General features: G+C 66.9%; 15 protein-coding genes and 1 tRNA gene. 11 read left to right on the top strand and 5 right to left on the bottom strand.

All coding sequences use genetic code 11. From position 1 onward, the window contains the following. The first annotated feature begins 143 nt into the window (after positions 1 to 143). Entirely contained in the window at positions 144 to 374 is a 231-nt protein-coding gene (locus tag LZ199_RS41230) for a hypothetical protein (RefSeq protein ID WP_253999288.1), read from the top strand. Between the two features lie 132 nt (positions 375 to 506). Then, positions 507 to 806 (top strand): hypothetical protein, encoded by a 300-nt coding sequence (locus LZ199_RS41225; RefSeq protein WP_253999287.1) that lies wholly within the window; start codon positions 507 to 509, stop codon positions 804 to 806. A gap of 92 nt (positions 807 to 898) precedes the next feature. Here the strand turns inward: LZ199_RS41225 and LZ199_RS41220 are convergent, their stop codons facing one another. Next, positions 899 to 2,728: a DEAD/DEAH box helicase gene (locus tag LZ199_RS41220; protein ID WP_253999286.1), complete on the bottom strand. Its 1,830-nt coding sequence runs from the start codon at positions 2,726 to 2,728 to the stop codon at positions 899 to 901. A 382-nt stretch (positions 2,729 to 3,110) separates the two neighbouring features. On the opposite strand from LZ199_RS41220, the gene LZ199_RS41215 reads away from it, so the two are divergent. Continuing rightward, complete coding sequence (locus tag LZ199_RS41215) at positions 3,111 to 3,269, top strand: hypothetical protein (RefSeq protein WP_253999285.1); 159 nt, start codon at positions 3,111 to 3,113, stop codon at positions 3,267 to 3,269. A 44-nt stretch (positions 3,270 to 3,313) separates the two neighbouring features. Here the strand turns inward: LZ199_RS41215 and LZ199_RS41210 are convergent, their stop codons facing one another. Beyond that, positions 3,314 to 3,838, bottom strand: a complete 525-nt coding sequence (locus LZ199_RS41210; protein WP_253999284.1) for a hypothetical protein — start codon at positions 3,836 to 3,838, stop codon at positions 3,314 to 3,316. 325 nt (positions 3,839 to 4,163) lie between these two features. Between LZ199_RS41210 and LZ199_RS41205 the strand changes: the two genes are divergently transcribed. The 5 genes from LZ199_RS41205 (at position 4,164) to LZ199_RS41185 (ending at position 11,484) form a co-directional block, all read left to right on the top strand. Further along, on the top strand, positions 4,164 to 4,361 hold the full coding sequence (locus LZ199_RS41205) for a phospholipase D-like domain-containing protein (protein ID WP_253999283.1): 198 nt from the start codon (positions 4,164 to 4,166) through the stop codon (positions 4,359 to 4,361). A gap of 160 nt (positions 4,362 to 4,521) precedes the next feature. Beyond that, a complete protein-coding gene (locus LZ199_RS41200) occupies positions 4,522 to 8,769 on the top strand; it encodes an eCIS core domain-containing protein (protein WP_253999282.1) in 4,248 nt (1,415 codons plus the stop codon). 58 nt (positions 8,770 to 8,827) lie between these two features. Next, complete coding sequence (locus tag LZ199_RS41195; RefSeq protein ID WP_253999281.1) at positions 8,828 to 9,214, top strand: hypothetical protein; 387 nt, start codon at positions 8,828 to 8,830, stop codon at positions 9,212 to 9,214. 194 nt (positions 9,215 to 9,408) lie between these two features. After that, positions 9,409 to 10,077, top strand: a complete 669-nt coding sequence (locus tag LZ199_RS41190) for a hypothetical protein (RefSeq protein ID WP_253999280.1) — start codon at positions 9,409 to 9,411, stop codon at positions 10,075 to 10,077. 1,200 nt (positions 10,078 to 11,277) lie between these two features. Further along, positions 11,278 to 11,484: a hypothetical protein gene (locus LZ199_RS41185; protein ID WP_253999279.1), complete on the top strand. Its 207-nt coding sequence runs from the start codon at positions 11,278 to 11,280 to the stop codon at positions 11,482 to 11,484. A 451-nt stretch (positions 11,485 to 11,935) separates the two neighbouring features. On the opposite strand, the gene LZ199_RS41180 is transcribed toward LZ199_RS41185, so the two are convergent. Both LZ199_RS41180 and LZ199_RS41175 read right to left on the bottom strand, forming a co-directional pair. Continuing rightward, positions 11,936 to 12,034 (bottom strand) — tRNA-Sec (locus LZ199_RS41180). A 40-nt stretch (positions 12,035 to 12,074) separates the two neighbouring features. Further along, positions 12,075 to 12,695, bottom strand: a complete 621-nt coding sequence (locus LZ199_RS41175) for a TetR/AcrR family transcriptional regulator (protein WP_253999278.1) — start codon at positions 12,693 to 12,695, stop codon at positions 12,075 to 12,077. A gap of 103 nt (positions 12,696 to 12,798) precedes the next feature. On the opposite strand from LZ199_RS41175, the gene LZ199_RS41170 reads away from it, so the two are divergent. Beyond that, entirely contained in the window at positions 12,799 to 13,806 is a 1,008-nt protein-coding gene (locus LZ199_RS41170) for an NAD-dependent epimerase/dehydratase family protein (protein ID WP_253999277.1), read from the top strand. Here LZ199_RS41170 and LZ199_RS41165 read toward each other — a convergent pair. Further along, complete coding sequence (locus LZ199_RS41165; protein ID WP_253999276.1) at positions 13,760 to 14,833, bottom strand: metallopeptidase family protein; 1,074 nt, start codon at positions 14,831 to 14,833, stop codon at positions 13,760 to 13,762. The genes LZ199_RS41170 and LZ199_RS41165 overlap by 47 nt on opposite strands. Positions 14,834 to 14,924: 91 nt before the next feature. Between LZ199_RS41165 and LZ199_RS41160 the strand changes: the two genes are divergently transcribed. Further along, positions 14,925 to 15,281 (top strand): response regulator, encoded by a 357-nt coding sequence (locus LZ199_RS41160; RefSeq protein WP_176433714.1) that lies wholly within the window; start codon positions 14,925 to 14,927, stop codon positions 15,279 to 15,281. 168 nt (positions 15,282 to 15,449) lie between these two features. Further along, positions 15,450 to 17,102: a chaperonin GroEL gene (gene groL / locus LZ199_RS41155; protein ID WP_253999275.1), complete on the top strand. Its 1,653-nt coding sequence runs from the start codon at positions 15,450 to 15,452 to the stop codon at positions 17,100 to 17,102. The last annotated feature ends 34 nt before the right edge of the window (positions 17,103 to 17,136 follow it).

Raw genomic sequence — 17,136 nt, 5'->3', positions numbered from 1 at the left:
AGCCACCAACGCGGCGCCCTGGACGGCCTGAGCCAGCCCCATGTAGCGATCTCCAAGAGCGAGATCGCCACACCCTCAACCAGCTTGGTAGCCCCATGCAAGGGCTACCTAACTGATCAGCATTGCGGCTAGCGCTCGGGGAGATGCTGTCGAAGCAGGGCACCAGGCCCGAGCCTCAATTGGTGGTCCTGGACGATGCGTTGGTCAACACGGACGCGGCCCGTCACCGGCGTGCGCTGGAGTTGATTGAGCAGGCGGGAGAGACGCTCCAGGTGCTCATCCTGACCGCCTTCCCGGAGCGTTATCGCACCCTGCGAGGGATGAAGGCGTTCGACCTGCGGAAATTGGCTGAGGAGTCCACGGCGACAGGGTGAGTGACTGCTCGCGCACCGGGGTCGCTCATGACGATGACCCGGGGTAGCATTGACACGCATCGACAATAAATCACAGCCCCCTCATGCTGGCGATTGCGCCATTCCGGCGCCTCCTCGAAAAGGCATGAAGCAATGATTCTTCGCCGCATTGTCGGGCTCGTAGTTCTCGCGACTGTCGCTACCGGTTGTGGTGGCGTCTCCGACCCGGAGTACCGCATCGAGCAGGGCGACAAGGGGGCGATGGTCGTTCACGGCGACGCCGAGGCCGTCGCGTTGTCGTCGGGTACGTTCGAGATGAAGGACGGGACTACGGAGACTCTTTCCTCGGAAGAGAAGACGGCTTCGTATCTGGCGGATGTCTATATTTGTTGCGATACCTGCACCATCTATGGCGATGGCTCGATCTACTGCACGGGCTGTCAATTCTGTTAAAGCCGCCACGCTCGTGACGGGTAGGGGGCCGGGAGTATCCCCCGGTCCCTGGTTTCTTCTATGCGGCTGGCGCTACCGCCGGAGGCAGCCGCTTACGAGGAGGTCCGCTGGGAGGGCAGGGTGGCACGCAACGCCTCTGGACTCCCCGTGAGCACCAACCGGTCCACGGCTCGCGTCATCGCCACGTAGAGGAGGCGGGCTTCCTCTCTGGCCTCGGTCGCATGTCGGGAGGGGCGGCCGAGTCCCGGAATCGCGATGACTGGAAACTCCAGGCCCTTGCTGGAGTGAAAGGTGATGACCTTGACGCTGTCTTCGGTGGGCTTCAGCGCGGACTGAGGCGCGCGTTTGCCCACCCACTGGAAGGGAATGCCCGACCGACGCAGCTGGTGGATGGCGGCGTCCCCGACATCGACGGCGCGGTAGAGCACCGCCATGTCATTCCAGCGGAGTCCTTCGGAGTGCAGCTGTCGCAGATGCCCCGCGAGGTAGTTCAGCTCCGCGCCCAGGCTGGGCAACGGAATGACCTGGGGCGGTGGACCATGGCGGCCCGCGCTCTGCGGAAGGAGCAGTGGCACGCCGTCTTCGTCCGCATCCTCGGGCGTGAGCACGTCCTTGGCGTAGTGGTACGCGAACTGGAGGATTTCGGAAGTGTTGCGGTAGTTCAGGCGAAGGATGGTGGTTCGCCCCTGCGCCTGGATGCCGACGCTCCGGAAGCTGAAGCGTCCGCGCCGGTAGATGGACTGGGCGTCGTCATAGAGGACGAGGAGGGAGTTGGTCTCCGGTGAGACCATCTGGGCCACCAGCTTGAGCCACTCGGGCTGGAAGTCATGCCCTTCGTCAATCAGCACCGCGCCGTACTGCCCACGAGGGATGAGACCCCGGTCGGCCGCGTGGATGACTCGCTGGACGAGCTGCTCGACATACTCGGAGGAGGAGAGCCCTTGAGGCGGGAGGCCCGCGTGGAAGGTCACGAGCTGCTCGCGGCACCACGCGTGGAAGGTGCGCACGTTGACCTGCTGCCGGGAGATGCCTCGTGCGGTCAGATAGGGCTCCAGCCACTCCGCCAGGGGACGGCCGAAGCACAGCACGAGGATGGGCCGTTGGAGGACCTTCGCGAGCTGCACGCAGCGGTAGCCCAGAATCATCGTCTTGCCGGAACCCGCGACGCCATGGATGACGCGATGTCCCTCTCCCAGGCTGCGAGCGAGCTGCTCCTGCTGGAGGTCCATGATGCGGATGAGGTCGGGCAGTGTTGCTTCGGCGTCTGGCTGCTCGAAGAGGCCGAGCTGTGCTCCTCCAATGCGGAGCTCCGGGAAGATGTGCCAGCGAATCCGGTCGACCTGGGGAAGCGTCAGCGGGCGAACGGGCACCCAGGGGAACATCTCCCAGAGTCGTTGCTGGAAGGCCTCGGGGGAGACGCTCTCGGCGAGCTCGTCCTTGCAGATGGCCCGATGTGAAGGGATGACGTCGCCAAGTCGTGCGTCTTCGAACTGCGCCCGGGTCAGGTTGGAGAAGACGACGCCATAGCTCCAAGGGAATGCCAGCCTGCCCCGGTGGGGCCCCTCTGGGAGAACCAAGGCCGCATCCCTCTGAAGCAGGGAGGCGATGTCCTGGGCATAGAGCCGTGCCTGTTCGAAGGGATTCGCGACCTCCTTGGGCCCGTCGCCGGTGAGCAGGGTGGCGCTGTTCTTGTCGATGCGCTGGATTCCGTCGCGCTTCCAGTCCTTGACCTCCAGAACCAGGATGCCTCGGCGGGGATGCAGGACGATGAAGTCAGGGTGGCGGCCCGTCTGCCCAATGGCGACGTCGTACCAGAGGAGATAGTCGTCCTCGAGCTTCTCTTCGAGCCGCCTTGCCACGCGCTTCTCCCCCGACTGCATCCGAGGGAGGCACTGGTTCAGGGCGGGGATGAGGGTCGCCATGCCTCCATGGTAGTTCCAAGGGCGGGAGAGATGGAACGCGGGCCTTTGAGGCCGGGAGTGGAAGTGACCACGGAGTGACGTCCGGGCCGTGACGCCTGGCTCTACTTGAGCAAGTCAGGCGAAGTCAGGACGTCGGAGAGCATCGTGGCCTCGCTTGAGCTGTGCGCGAAGATATCGATTACAGAGGGCCCCAGAGACAATCGTGGCCGCAATACGGCTGGGTCCCAAGGCCGGCGGGCTCGAACATATGGCCCTTGCATCAGTCGGTGGAGCCGGAGCACGACGTTGAGTGGCGCATCCAGAAGGGGACCCTGAGCTACGTTCCCAGCAAGACGCGCTATGCCTTCGATGCTCCCAAGCCTCGCGCGGGTGACTGGCCCTGGTGCATCAGACCGCCACGCTCAGGAAGTGCTTCGACGCGCTGAAGCAGCAGGCCGCCTACGTGAAGCAGCCGGTGGTGAGTCACAGCGTCCGCCGGGCCTTCAAGGTGGCGGGCATGGTTCCCACGGTGTCGGCCATCCTGCTCGCGAAGCCCTCCTGACATGTCATCATCTCCGCCAAGGTGGGTGGGTCCCTGGCGTCACCTCACTGGATGAGGGTGACGACCTGGGTGTCGCAGGAGACAGGGTCGACATACGAGTTGGCAGTGTCGACGGTGCAGACTGGGGGCGGCGAACCGAGGGCGCTCTGGTTGATGGTTCCCGAGCAGAGGCCGCCGGTGCGGGTGACCGTGAATTGCCAGACGCACGTCTTCGCGGGGCCACTCCCCGTGTTGGTCGTGTAGTAGTAGGTGTGGGTCGAAGGGGGCGTGAAAGGAAATTGGGTCATGCCCCAGCCGCCGTTCAGAAGGGTGGGCAGTTGAGGAACGAGGGTGCCACCCGCGAAGACGGTGGAGCCGATCAGATTCAGGACGTAATACGACTGGATCAGGGTGAACCGCGCAGGAGATGCGGAGTCCCCGCGTCGTGCCGGAAGCTCCACCGTCTGTGTCGTGGGGGTGCTGACATACTCGCTACGCGGGAAGCCGAAGGCGAACGGCTCCGTGGCCCCGCTCATGGGCGCGAGGGTCAGGAGGATGACCGCCAGAGAGCGCTTCACGTTCCTCGTCATGGGAACTCCGTGATGTCTAGTATTGGGTGGAGCGCCGATTCTCTAGCATGCTTCCTGTTTGATTTTCAATTGAGGCGGGCGAGCATCCGGGGGATGGTCCGCCGCCTTGCGATGGAAAGGCAGGCAGCCCTGGCGTGCCGGGGAGGAGAAGTGTCCCTAGGTTGAAAAGCAATGAGAGACCATCCGATGCGCGACGCATGGCTGCTCAGTCCGGGGGCCCACGGCTTCGGCGAGGGTCTTGATCGTTGCAGCCACGAGATGCACGGCCCCTACGAATTGCCCCCCGGGCCCGAGGGCTTCTCCTTTTCGCTATACCAGTCCATCGGTGTCGGGTTTCAGGCCGGACATCGGCTGGAGCTCCTGGAGAACGGCTCACGATGCGCGGTTCGTCCGCGAGCTGGGGCGGTGCTGGGAGAAGGACCTGGCCGTCTCCAAGGAGATCTCCCTGGAGAAGGGAGGTCGCACCAACCCGTGGCGGCGGCTGGCCCGTCAGGCCACGCAACTGATGGGGCACACGCGGTAGTCACCTCTCTTGCGCGGGTTCGTCATGCCCACCCGTCGTGGGGCGCCTCGGGGCGCGCCTCTCGCACACATGTATTGGCCCATGGGCGGTGGCGTGTCCCTCACGCCCGCTGTCGTGAGAGGTGTTAGGCTCGGCCGCGGCGGTTTCGGGGGACTTTGCCATGGCCACGTTCGACAAGAGGTCGGGCCCTGTGTCCGCGCCGGCGCCCGGCTCGGCGCCAGCGGCACGCAATCAGGTCAGGGCACCCCAGGCGCCCTCGCTCCAGGTGGTCCTGTCAGGTGGTACGCAGGCGCAGGAGGCGCGGACTCCGGATGCCCTGGATATGGAGGGACTGCCTCCCGCTCCGGCTCCACGGTTCGACTTCTCCCGCCTCCCCATCGAACCCCCGTCGATGCCGCGCGGCGGCGCCTACTACCCGATGGGAGCGCGGCTCCAACGGACCTTCGGCCCCGCGGCCGCGCACATTCCCATCCATCCGGGCTCGGCGCTGACCGCTGGCGCGCGAGGGCTCACGGTGAATGGCGAGGTCCACCTCGCGCCAGGCTTCAGCGACGTGCGAGGTGAGGAAGGCCGAGGCCGGGTGGGGCACGAGGTCGCCCATGCACTCCAGCAGCGCGCTGGTGCCGGGGGAGGACTGACCGAGGAGCGCCGCGCGGAGCTGGAGGAAGAGGCGGGTCAGGCCGCGCGCTCCTTCGTGCAGGGGCGTCCCTTCTCCGTCCGGGGACGCGCGCCGGCGGGGCTGGCGCTCTACGACGAGCCTCCTCCCAGCGGACTGCCTCCCCCGAAGACAGTCCAATGGGGAGGAGACTCCTTCACCATCACCTTCGAGCGCAGTCAGGTGAGTGGTGAGGACCGCCTCGTCGTGAGCGTCGCGTACACCGGCCCCTTTCCAATGGATGGCCCTGGGCTGGATGGCCGGCGCGCGCGCCTGAGCGTCGGATTGGGCACGGCCCCGCTGAGGGCCGTCCTGCTGCCTCCGGGCGAGTTCGCTCCGGATGAGCTGTCGCTCTCCCTGGACCTCTACGGCAATGGCTCTCGCGTGGTGAAGCTGGTCGACCAGGTCCGCGTGGAGGCGAGTCCAGGCCGGGGCCGGGAGCACAGCCTCTCGTTGAAAGTGATTGGGGGTGGCGGCGGGAGCTTCCAGTCCTTCTGGGTGAAGGACCCGAGCGCCCGAGCGGCGCCGGCGTCGTCTGCGCCTTCCGCGACGCAGGGAGATGTCCCCGGTGAGAAGCCGCAGTCACTGTTGGACCTGCGCACCCTCGGCACCGAGCTGCGCATCGACGGGGATGGAGACCAGTCCAAGGAGCTCCTGCTGAATGTGGTGCCGAAGGACTACTGGCCCCACCCGACCTACAAGGACGTGCCCCGGAACCTGCAGCTGCGTGTGATGCAGTTGTCATCGCGGCAGGAGCGCGCCTACCTGTTCCAGCTTCCTGCTCCGGGGCCCACCAGCCGGGGCAGCTTCTTCCCGCTGTTTCGTGAGACGACGGACGGGCTGGCGCCGACGCGCATCTCCCTGGTGTTGCCCACCGACTCCCAGCTCCTGCTCGTCTACCCGCCCACGCGCGACGCGAAGGGCGTCTCCTACCGCATCACCGTGGCGGGCCAGGAGCTCACCGCGACGTTTCCCCCGGAGAAGGTCGTGCACCGCATCGCCTCCGCGGACGCGGTGCGGACATCGGGCGGGGTCTCCTCGGTTGACGTCACGTTGGGCGCCTATCGGGACCGCTTTCGCGTCACGGTGCAGCGCAACGGTGGGAGCGCCCTGCTGGGCATCTCGGCGCTCCAGTCCCAGGGGGCCACGGGCAGCATGGGCGTGCCGCTGCAGCTCACGGGCGTCCCCTCCCTGGCGGTCCTCGACTCGGATGGGCTCTCCGTGGCGTTGGACCTGGACCAGGACCAGAAGGTCGACCTGCGCATCAACGACCGGCTCGACTCGCCGGACGAGGCGGATGGCGGGGGAGACCCGGAGCAGGCCCGCAACCACCAGCTGCGGGTGACGGGCGCCGCCGTGGGTGGAGAGAAGCTCTTCGCCTTCACCGTGCGCCAAGGCGTCATCCGAGGAGGCCGGGCCACTCCGAGTCGCGAGGACCAGCTCGCGGCCTCCGGAGCGCAAGCCATCACTGGCCTGTCCGAGCAGGCCGCGCTCGGGCCCCTGCGTGACGAGCTGAACGCCTACGAGGGCGCCATGCGCGCCGAGCGCCACAAGGCGGCCAGCAGCGGGTTCCTGGGCAAGGGGACCTACACGTCCTGGCTGGTGCTGTCCGCGGACATGATTCGCCTGGAGCCACAGGCCAACGCCAACACCGTCCAGCCCGCGCTCAAGGAGCAGGCCAGTGTCCACGCCGCGGCCTTCTACAAGGCCCTGGCGGACGAGACGCGCGGCGCGGTGGAGCTCCGGGCGGCGCATGGTTGGTGGAGCTCGACCAACAAGTACACCGATGCGCGCCTGGACCCGACGGGCGAGAAGGGCGCGGGGCCCGAGCTGGAGAAGAGCCTGCGGAGTGGAAGCTGGCAGGCCGCGCTGTCGCACTACCGGCGACTGGTCCAGGGCATGGACCAGTGGATCCTCGATTCGTTGCGCAAGGGAGGCCGCTCGCAGGAGGCGCAGCGCGTCGAATACCTGGGCGCGATGCGGGAGCAGCTCGACGCGTTGACTGGCAAGCCGGGCGTGCGCCGCGTGCAGGCCGTCTTCCACCCGGACGAGCAGTACCGGGCCACGGCTCGCATCCACGAGGTGCCGCTGTCGCTGCTGCTCTGGTCCGAGCAGGGCCAGTGGCACCTCAAGGACATCACCAATCCGAAGAGCACCTTCGAGGACACGGAGGCCGTGGCGGCGGGGCAGTCCGAGCCGTCGAGGGCGCTCTTCGAGAAGCTCGACTACAAGGTCCACTTCCCCAAGGGCATCATCCACTACCAGGTGCCTGGAGGCACCGGCGGTCGCATCGAGACGACCGAGCGGCGCAGCTGGCACGAGTATGTGAGCTACATCGGGCTCGGCGTCGCCGCGGTGGGCTTCTCGCTGGCGACCTTCGGGACGGGCACGGTGGCGGTGGCGGGCGCGTGGGTCCTGGCGGGCTCGGGCGTCATCGGGGCGGTGGCGGCGGCCGGTGACATCCAGGAGCGGCTGAGTCACGGCAACCGCGACTGGTCCGCCATCACCCTCGACGTCGCGGCGGTCGTCGCGGGGCTGGCGGGGGCCTCGGCGCTGGCCGCCGGGCGAATCACCCTGGGCGCGGCAGCCGCGGCGAAGCAGGGGCAGGCCTGGTCGGGACTGGCGGCGCGGCTCGCCGTCTACTCCGAGCGGCTCTACATCCCGCTGAACCTGGGCAAGGGCGCCGCGGACGTCATCACCCTGGCGGTCCTCACGGACCAGATCGCCACCCAGCTGGACCAGATAGAGCAGGCCGCCGGGAGCCGAGGGGACAAGGACGCGGCGAAGGCGCTGGTCCTGGCGCAGTTCATGGCGACGGGGGGCATCATCGCGCTGGGCATCAAGGGCTCGCTGCCGAAGCCAGGACAAGGCCAGCGCCTCTACCTGCACTTCCCGGCGGAAGGTCCCCCTGTCGCCACGCTGTTGCAGCACCTGGACGAGACGACGACGGGACTGCGAGGCGTGCGTCCCCACCTGACGGACACCGATTTCACGTCGCGGGCCGCGCGCGGCAACAACCAGCAGGTGAGCCTGACCAACAGCAAGAAGGTTCCGGCGACGCAGGTGGTCTTCCTGGAGCCGATGCCGGGCTCCAGCGCGGTGCAGCTGGTCGAGGTGCTCGACGACACGGGCGCGGTGTTGGGCAAGCTCAAGCCCACGGTGGATGGGTTCCAGATTCCGCTCCAGCCCACGGCGAGGGTGCGCGTCACGCTGGCGAGTGGCACCCAGTTCGAGTGGACCGGCGCACAGGCCCCGCCCACCGGCTACCGGCTGTCCATCAAGCCATCGAAGCCCTTCCAGGAAGCGGGCTTCGCGGGTGGGCATACGCGGGATGCCTGGGATGAGACCCTGCGGATGTATGGGGACAAGATTCAGGTCACGAACCAGCAGAAGCTGGGCTTCCGACTGCCGGGTGACACCGTTGATACCGAGTTGCGCGTCATCCGCTACACCTACGACAGCAAGGCCGTCAATGTCCCGAAGACGATCTTCGAGGGGCGCGGCACCGGCTCGCTCAGCAACTTCGAGAAGCACCTGTATGCCCATGCGTCGTACGCGCTGGAGAGCGCCGCGCCCACGGACCGGTTGGTCGCTGTGAAGGTGCCGGTGGTGGATGGGGCGGGCAAGCCCGCGGTGGTGAAGGTGATTGTCGCGAGGGACTCGCCGGCCGCGGGAGAGCGCATCGGTACGATTCGAAGCTGGTGGATCTCCGAGGAGAACCTCACCAACGCGCAGCTCGTTCGTCCGCCGTGAAAGTCCGTGGACTCAATCCGTCGTGAAGCGGGGGAAGCCCTGCTAGCCTGGTGGAGACATGCGCACTGTTCGCCTGGAAGGCCCGAGCCTCGATGTCTCCGACGACCCGAACGGCGTCATCGGCGAGTTCCTGGCCTATGCGCTCTCGCTGAAGAACCTCTCCGGGCGTGAGCCCGCGGAGGAGTTCGCCGAGCGTTTCTCCCCGGAGGGGCAGGGGATGAGCCTGCCCGACGTCTTCATGGCCTACCGCGCCGAGGGACAGGACGACCTTCCCCCGGAGCTGGGAGAAGAGGCCTGGGCGGAGCTGGGCGAGAAGGAGCCTTGGGTGCTCTCGCGGCTCCAATACGGTTGGGCTCCGGAATCGGCTGTCCTCGAAGGGGCGGAGCTGCGGCACCTGCTTCAAGAGTCATTGTTGCTGCGCGGTGTTGTACCGCCGCGGGGGTGACGCGTGACTCGCGTGGAGCCCAGCCTCTGGCGCCGTGCCAAGGCCTGACGCTGGACAAATGATTACGCGCACGTTGGGAGGACTTGTGCAGAGCGCTGCACACGAGCTCCGCCTCCACGTGGCCGCGTGCAGCGCATCCACTGGAAACTCCTTGGAGCAAGGGACAGGTCTCTGGGTTGCACTGTCGCGTGCACATGAAAAACGCCACGATGCGCAACCTGTTGACGCGGTCCCTGGTGCTCCCGTTGCTGTTTCTGGCCCCGGGCCTCGCACTCGCGGCCGCGGATGACCCGCCGTCAGGGGAAGCGGCCCTTCCGGGCACGGAGCCGAGCAAGTTGCTCCCGGTGAAGGACCCGCCGTCCGAGTCACCGGTACGAGAGGTCCTGCATACGAGTGCGCGCATCGCGGCGGAAGTCGGAGCCATGTCGGTGACGGGCCTCGCCATGGGACTCCCCGGGGCTTTCATCGGCGACGCGCTATGTAGGAACTCCCCGGGAAGCGGGGACTGCCTCGGCGGGGCGGCCATTGGCTATGTCCTGGGAGCCTCGGTGGGCGTGCCCATTGGCATCATGTGGGGCGCGAGCCTCCTGGGCGGAAAGGGGACGTGGACTGGAACGCTCCTTGGCGCGGGATCGGCAGCTGGGGCTGGCGCCCTGACGGGGCTGCTTGTGGCGAATGACGGAGATCGTTTCGCAGCCGCCTCCATCTCCGCCCTGGCGGGCTCCATCCTGGGCTCCTTCATCGGGTATGAGCTGTCGCATGCCGACAATAGCGCGCCACCAGCCCCGACGGAGGTCAGCGTGCTTCCGTCGGTGGCGGTGTCTCAGGGTGGAATGATGTTGGGGCTGGGTGGGCACTTTTGAGTGCATGACGTGACGACTCGCCGCGCGTGATTCAACGCCGCATCAGGCCATCAGCGGAGGCTCGTGCCGTGGTTCTGTGTTTGTTTCCCGTTCTCCTGAACCTCCAGGGATGCACTGCTGGCGCAGGTGGTAAGCACTTGCGCCGGGGTCTGGTGCTGGACAATCGATTACGCGCCTGTTGGGAGGATTTGTGCAGAGAGCTGCACACGAACTCCACCTCCGCGCGGCCGCATGCGACTCATCCTCTGGAAACTCCTGGGAACAGGGGACAGGTCTCTGGGTTGCACTGTCGCGTGCACATGAAAACCTCCACGATGCGCAACCTGTTGACGCGGTCCCTGCTGCTCTCGCTGCTGTTTCTGGCCCCGGGCCTCGCGCTCGCGGCCACTGATGACCCACAGCCAGGGGAAGCGGCCCTTCCGGCCACGGAGCCGAGCAAGGTGCTCCCGGTGACGGACCCGTCGTCCGAGTCACCGATGCGAGAGGTCCTGCATACGAGCGCGCGCATCGCGGTGGAAATCGGAGCCATGTCGGTGACAGGTCTGGCCATGGGATTCCCCGGGACCTTCGTCGGCGGCCTGGCGTGTACGGACTATTCGGCATGGATCCCATGCGCTGACGAACTGTTCGGTGGCTATCTCCTGGGAGCGGCAGTGGGAGCGCCTATTGGTATCATGTGGGGGGCGCACCTCCTGGGTGGAAAGGGGACGTGGACTGGAACGCTCATTGGAGCGGGGTCGGCAGCGGGGACTGGCGCCGTGACGGCGCTGCTTCTTGCTCAGAAACGAGATCGTCTCGCACTCGTCTCTGTCTCCGCCCTGGCGGGCTCCGTCCTGGGCTCATTCATCGGGTATGAGGTGTCTCATGCCGCCAACAGCGCGCCCCCGGAGCCGTCGGAGGTCAACGTGCTTCCATCGGTGGCGGTGTCTCAGGGGGGAATGATGTTGGGTCTGGGAGGGAGCTTTTGAGCGCATGACGTGACGAGTCGCCGCGCGTGATTCAACACGGCACCGAGTTCTCCTCGGGGCTCGGGCCGTGGTGCGGTGCGTTGGTCTGGTGTGTGTGGATGTCGCCATGAGCGGGATGAGGGAGGCCTCACCCGAGAGGTGGCGTGGAAGATTCGGACGACCTGCTATCCTTTGAGACGTTGTCGCCGTGAGCGAGTTGGAAGTCCCTGTCACACCCACCTGGGAGGGTACGATGCTCGGTTCCGCGAAGAAGGTCATTCAGGTGTTGCTTGCCGTTGTCACGGGGGCGGCTGTGTCGTTCGGTGCCACGCTGGCGGTCGCCGCGCCCGCGGAGCCGCTTTCCTATTGTGCTGGCAACTGCGTCAATGAGTGCATCGAGGCCGGTTTCGCCTATGGCCGATGCTCTGGCGATGTCTGTGTGTGCTTCCCGTTCTCCTGAACCGCAACAAGCGCTGCGTCTCCGTCGATGAGGGCTCAGACCCGCATGGCTGGGGCGACAACTACCTGTGTTTCTGATCTGGAGTTGAACCCGGGGTGAGTCGTTCCCGCCGTCTCCGCCCGCTTCGCCCGGGTGGAGATGGCGCGCCGCACGAAGGGGGCCTCATCGGCGAACCAAGCTCGCCCCTCGGGCTCTCGACGCGCTGGACAGGGTGGTGCGGCGGCTGCGATCAGCCACCCCGCTCGCAAAGCTCGCCGCCTGGTTTCGTCCCTGCCTATCCTTGCCTCAACTCAATGCTCTCGGCGTTAGCATCAGGAAAGTGACGCCCAGGCTATCAGTGGCTGGCTTGGTGCATTTGATTGTGATTAATTCGCCATCAAGTTGGGCCTCGTTTGAGTTGCTGCTGAGCGGAGTGGCTCCCAGCTTTTCGGCGAGCTTGCGGCCAATGAAGTGGCGGTAGGGCACGGGAATCGAACTCGCCAGAGACGTCTCTCAACGCCTCTCACTGGGTTTGAAGCCCAGGCCGGCCACCAGGTCCGGAGGCCCTACCACCGCTGATTAGTGCCGGCCCCTCCCGGCTTCGTCAACGCTCACCGCGCCGGCTTCAACCCCGGCAGCCCGTGCACCAGCGTCTGGGTCAACGTCTCCCGCAACTCCTCCGCGGACGTCCGGAACGCCGCGCACGTCAGCTTCAAGCTCACAATCCCGTGCAACCCGGCCCACACGGTCTCCGCCAATCGCCCCGGGTCCGCCTTGTCTGCAATCCTGCCCGCTGACCTCAGGTCCTCGAACACACGGGCCAACAGGCCGAAAGAACGTGGCCCCGCTCCATCCGGGCCGCCCTGGAAGAGCTCGGTCGACAGCCTGGGGTCTTCCATGAAGATGAGTCGGTAGGTTTCCGGGTGCTCCAGCCCGAACTTCACATAGGCCGCGCCCATCACCGACAGCCGCTCCAACGGCTCCGTGACCGCCGCCCCCGGCTCCAGCGCAGCCAACAGCTCCCCGAAGCCCCGCACGCACAGCTCCCGGGCAATCGCCTCCCGGTTCTCGAAGTGCAGGTACAGCGTCGCGGGCGCGTACTCCACCGCCTCCGCCAGCTTGCGCATCGACAGCGCGCTGAACCCCTCCTTCACCACCATCTCCCGAGCCACCCGGAGGATCTGCTCCCGCAGCTCCGCCCGCTGCCGCTCCTTGCGCTCCGAAATCCCCATGCCCTCAACCCTAGGACTTGACGATTCGAACGGCCACCAGTAAATGAACGGTGTTCAAAGAACGGCGTTCATAAATATCTCGATGTTCGCAAAGGAGCGCATCATGGCCGGCAAGGTGGCGTTGTTCGGAGCGTCGGGAGTCATCGGCCAGAGCGTGGCCAACGCATTGAAGGCCGAGGGACGGGCCTACCGGGTGGTGGGCCGCTCGAAGGCTTCCCTGCAGTCCGAGTTCGGCGCGGACCCGCTCGCGGAAGTCGTGACGTGGAACCCGGACGACCCGGCGTCGGTCCGCGCCGCAGCCCACGGCGTCGACACCCTGGTCTACATGGTCGGCGTCAACTACGCGCAGTTCCACCTGCACCCGCAGTTGATGCGCAAGACGCTCGACGGCGCCATCGCCGAGGGCGTCAAGCAGGTGGTCCTCATCGGCACCGTCTACCCCTACGGCCTGCCGCGCACGACGCCCGTCAAGGACGACCATCCGCGCGAGCCCCATACCTTCAAGGGCCGCATGCGCAAGGAGCAGGAGGACCTCCTCCTGGCCGAGCACGCCGCCGGGAGGATTCAGGGCACCATCCTCCGCCTCCCCGACTTCTACGGCCCGGGCGTCGAGCTCAGCTTCCTGTACCGCGCCTTCGTCGCCGCCGTGGATGGCAAGCGCGCGCAGCTCATCGGCCCCATCGACCCGCCACACGAGTTCATCTACGTGCCCGACGTGGGCCCCACGGTGACGAAGCTGATGGACGAGCCTCGCGCCTACGGCCGCTCGTGGAACCTCGCCGGCGCGGGCGTGACGAGCCAGCGCAAGCTCGTCGAGGAGATCTACCGACAGGTCGGCCGCCCCGCGAAGCTCATGTCGATGGGGAAGGGGATGATCCGCCTCGTCGGCCTCTTCGACCCGTTCATGCGCGAGCTGGTGGAGATGCACTACCTGCACACGCAGCCCGTGCTGATGGACGACTCAGAGCTGCGCCACCTGCTCGGTGACGTGCCCAAGACGCCCTACGCGGAGGGCATCCGCCAGACGCTCGCCGCGCTGAAGCAGCAGCGCTCGGCCGCCGCCGTCAGTCGAGCCCCCGCAGCCACAAGTCGTCCTCGTCCAACCCCATGAGGTGACCGACCTCGTGCATCACCGTGATTCCAATCTGCTCGATGAGCTCCGCGCGCGTCTTCGCGAAGCGCTCCAGGTTCTTCTGGTACAGCACGATGGACGCGGGGAAGTGGTCGTACGCGTTCGTCACGCTGCGCTCGCCCACGGGCGTGCCCCGGAAGACGCCGAGGATGCTCGGTGACAGGGGAGGGGACTGTCCCAGGAGGTCCTCCTCCGACGGCAGGTCCTCCACCGCGATGGTGACGTTGTCCAGGTACTGCTTGGCGTGCTGGGGCAGGGCCTTCACCGCGTCCTCCACCGCGCGGTCGAACTCCGCCTCGGCCAGCTCCACCGGAGGCGGGAACTCCTCGGACGCCAGCGACTGCGCCTTGGCGAAGCGCTTCTTCGCCTCCTTCTCGTCCCCCCGCCGCTCCGCCATCAGCCCCAGGTAGTGGTGGGCCCACGCCTCGTCGGACGCGTCCTTCAGCACCGCCTCGAAGCCGGCGCGCGCATCCTCGAAGCGGCACAGCTCGAACAGGGCGATGCCGCGCTCCAGCCGCGCATCCACCGAGCGCGGCACGTGCCCGAGCGCCGCCTCCAGGCTCGCCAGGGCCTGCTCGGACTCGCCCATCTGGTTGAGCCCCATGCCCTCCAGGAGGAGGAACTCGTAGAGCATCTCCACGTCGTCCTCGCGCTGGGCCAGGCGCTTGCCCCGGGCGCACAGGCCCAGGCCTTCCTCCACCGCCTCCCGGTCCTCTCCGGCCCGGCAGACCAGGCAGTCCGCGGCGCCCAGGAGGATTTCCAGGTCCTCCGGGGCGACCTTGAGGGCCTGGCCATAGGCCCGGCCGGCCTCTTCCAGACGCCCCAGCTCCGCGAGCGCCGCGGCCCGGTAGTGCAGGGCCTCCGGCAGCTCCGGCGCGTCCGAAAGCAGACCTTCCACCTGTGCCAGCGCCGCTTCGATATCGCCCGCCTCGAAGGCGTCCGCCACCGCCTCCAGCCGCGCCTTCGGGTCCCCCGACCCCGATCGCTTCCCCGTCCGCTTCTCCATGGCCCGGCTCATAAGAAGCCCCGCTGTGCGTTGTCAACGACAGGGGCGGCTGTTACGTTCCGCCGCCCGTGCTGGTGCGGCGTTCCGTCCCGTGAACATCCTTGTCGTCGACGATGACCTCGAGCTGTGCACCTTGCTCTCTCGCTTCCTGGAGATGCATGGGTACACGGTGTACTCGGCGTCGGATGCGCTCCAGGCGCTCGACATCCTCGAGCGCAACCAGGTGGGCATGGTCATCACCGACTACATCATGCCCCACATGGACGGCATCGCCTTCACCGAGCAGCTGAAGGGCGACCCGCGCTTCCAGGCCATCCCCGTGCTCCTGATGACGGCCAGCGCGGACGGGAGCGTCACCGAGCGCGGCCTGCGCAAGGGCGTGGCCCTCACGCTGAACAAGCCCCTGGACATGGGCCAACTGCTCACCTTGATGCGCTTCGCCGAGTAGCCCTCGAAAGGCTCCTCCCCGGCACGCGTCGGGCCGTCCGCTCGGCCACACGTCCGCCCTTCCTGGTTGACATCGTTGGCCCGGCCCTTATGTTGGCGCTCGCCAGGGTCGAGTGCTAACGACCTGCGTAGTATCCACGAAAATTCCAAGTAACATCAGGAGGTTGCGATGGCAGCGAAGGAGATTTTCTTCCACCAGTCCGCGCGTGAGGCCATCCTGCGAGGCGTCCGGACGTTGTCGGACGCGGTCGCGGTGACGCTTGGCCCCAAGGGCCGCAACGTGGTCATCGAGAAGAGCTTTGGTTCGCCCACGGTCACCAAGGACGGCGTCACCGTCGCCAAGGAAATCGACCTGGAGAACCGGTTCGAGAACATGGGCGCGCAGATGGTGAAGGAGGTCGCGTCCAAGACCTCCGACAAGGCGGGCGACGGCACCACGACGGCGACCGTGCTGGCTCGGGCCATCTACGAGGAGGGCCTGAAGCTGGTGGCCGCGGGCCACAGCCCGATGGACCTCAAGCGCGGCATCGACAAGGCGGTCGAGGTGGTGGTGGCGGAGTTGAAGAAGATCTCCAAGCCCACCTCCGACAAGAAGGAGATTGCCCAGGTCGGTACCATCTCCGCCAACGGGGATGAGACCATTGGCACCATCATCGCGGACGCGATGGAGAAGGTGGGCAAGGAGGGCGTCATCACCGTCGAGGAGGCCAAGGGCCTGGAGACGACGCTCGAGGTCGTGGAGGGCATGCAGTTCGACCGCGGCTACATCTCTCCGTACTTCGTGACGAACCGCGACCGGATGGAGGTCGTCGCGGAGGACCCGTACATCCTCATCAGCGAGAAGAAGATCTCCTCGATGCAGGACATGGTCCCCATCCTGGAGCAGGTGGCGCGCTCGGGTAAGCCGCTGCTGCTCATCGCGGAGGACATCGAGGGCGAGGCGCTGGCCACGCTCGTGGTGAACAAGATTCGCGGCGTGCTGAACGTCTCCGCGGTGAAGGCGCCGGGCTTCGGCGACCGTCGCAAGGAGATGCTCAAGGACATCGCCACGCTGACCGGCGGCATGGTGGTCAGCGAGGAGCTGGGTCACAAGTACGAGAACCTGACCCTCAACGACCTGGGCCGCGCCAAGCGCATCACGGTGGACAAGGACAACACCACCATCGTCGATGGCGCCGGCAAGAAGGAAGAGATTGAAGGCCGCATCAAGCTCATCCGCGGCCAGATTGACACCGTCACCAGCGACTACGACCGTGAGAAGCTCCAGGAGCGTCTGGCGAAGCTGGTGGGCGGCGTGGCCGTCATCAACGTCGGCGCGGCCACCGAGACGGAGATGAAGGAGAAGAAGGCCCGCGTGGAGGACGCGCTGCACGCGACTCGCGCGGCCGTCGAGGAGGGCATCGTCCCGGGCGGTGGCGTGGCGTACCTGCGCACGCTGCCGGCGCTCGAGCAGCTCAAGCCGGGCGGCGAGCAGAACTTCGGCGTGGATATCATCCGCCGCGCGCTCCAGGAGCCGCTGCGGAAGATCGCCAGCAACGCCGGTGTCGAGGGCGCCGTGGTCATCAACAAGGTTCGCGAGGGCAAGGGCGCGTTCGGCTACAACGCGCGCACGGACGTCTACGAGGACCTGGAGAAGGCCGGCGTCATCGACCCGACCAAGGTGGAGCGCACCGCGCTGCAGAACGCGGCCTCCGTCGCCTCGCTGCTCCTGACGACCGAGGCCATGGTCGCCGAGCGCCCGAAGGGCAAGTCCAAGGGCGGCAGCGGTGGTGGTAGCGGCGGCGGCATGCCGGACTACGGCGGCGACGACATGGAGTACTGAGCCACGCTCCGCGTCCCGGGCTTCACGGCTCGGG

This window comes from Myxococcus qinghaiensis (assembly GCF_024198215.1).
Lineage (GTDB): Bacteria > Myxococcota > Myxococcia > Myxococcales > Myxococcaceae > Myxococcus > Myxococcus qinghaiensis.
The sequence above is the reverse complement of the archived record's forward strand: the minus strand, read 5'-3'. Positions and strand labels throughout refer to the sequence as shown.